The sequence below is a fragment of the Brevundimonas sp. VNH65 genome (assembly GCF_049445955.1).
Taxonomy (GTDB): Bacteria; Pseudomonadota; Alphaproteobacteria; order Caulobacterales; family Caulobacteraceae; genus Brevundimonas.
In genome coordinates this window covers 1-1,272 of the sequence record NZ_JBMSDX010000022.1, presented here as the reverse complement: position 1 = coordinate 1,272, position 1,272 = coordinate 1, and the positions used below count along the sequence as shown (strand labels likewise).

General features: G+C 66.3%; 1 protein-coding gene. It reads left to right on the top strand.

The window, feature by feature from the left end; genetic code table 11:
- The first annotated feature begins 64 nt into the window (after positions 1-64).
- Positions 65-1,254, top strand: a protein-coding gene (locus ACO2Q1_RS17175) for an IS3 family transposase (protein WP_423330680.1) whose coding sequence is annotated in 2 segments (ribosomal slippage) — positions 65-323 and positions 323-1,254 — 1,191 coding nt in all. Because the reading frame shifts where the segments join, the coding sequence is not laid out codon by codon here.
- The last annotated feature ends 18 nt before the right edge of the window (positions 1,255-1,272 follow it).

Sequence of the window (1,272 nt, the reverse complement as noted above, 5' to 3'; positions counted from 1 at the left end):
TGACGTGACCCCCTGAAACTCCTCCAGGAATAGCTAGAGTCCGCCCCTCGAAAGGACGGACAGAATGAAGCGGTCACGGTTCACGGAAGAGCAGATCATCGGGATCCTGCGGGAGCAGGAGGCCGGTGTAGCGACGGCGGAGGTCTGCCGGCGGCACGGCGTCAGCTCGGCGACCTTCTACAAGTGGAAGGCCAAGTTCGGCGGCATGGACGTGTCGGAGGCCAGGCGGCTGAAGGCGTTGGAGGACGAGAACGCGAAGCTGAAGCGGATGTTGGCGGACGCGATGCTGGACAACGTCGCGCTGAAGGACCTTCTGGGAAAAAAGTGGTGACGCCCGCTGCGCGTCGGGAGGCGGCGGCGCACCTGCGGTCTGCCTACGAGATGAGCGAGCGGCGGGCGTGCCGGGTGCTGGGCGTCGATCGTGCGAGCGTTCGCTACCAGGCCGTCCGGCCGGACGACGGAGTCCTGCGGGATCGACTGAAGGCATTGGCGCAGGAGCGGCGGCGGTTCGGCTATCGACGCCTGCACGTGATGCTTCGACGCGAAGGCCACGCGGTGAACCGCAAGCGGGTCCAGCGGCTCTACCGCGAGGAGAAGCTGTCAGTTCGCCGCCGCGGCGGTCGCAAGCGGGCCATGGGCACGCGACGACCGCTGGAAACGCCGCTGGCGGCCAACCAGCGCTGGTCGCTGGACTTCGTCTCCGACCAGCTGACCGACGGCAGACGCTTCCGCATCCTGACGGTGATCGACAACTGCACCCGCGAGTGCCTGGCGCTGGTGGCCGATACGTCGCTGTCAGGCGCACGCGTGGCGCGGGAGCTGGACGCCATCATCCAGCAGCGCGGGCGTCCGGACACCATCGTCAGCGATAACGGCACGGAGCTGACCTCAAACGTCATCCTGGCATGGGCCGACGAGGCCAACGTCGGCTGGCACTACATCGCGCCGGGCAAGCCCCAGCAGAACGGCTTCAACGAGAGCTTCAACGGCCGTCTACGCGACGAGCTGCTGAACGAAACTCTGTTCCGGTCGCTGCCACACGCCCGCATCGTGCTGGAATCCTGGCGGCGCGACTACAACGAAGCCCGACCGCACTCCAGGCTCGGCTGGCTGACGCCAAAGGCCTATGCCGAAGCGCTTGCTGGACAGATCGGCCGGCCTGCTGCGCTGGTTGATGGCTGCGCAGACCGGCCTCTTGCCAACCCCAACAACCCCAGCTCAGATCAACGACGGACTCTTGTTATGGCTGGATGAGAAACGGGGGTCACGTCA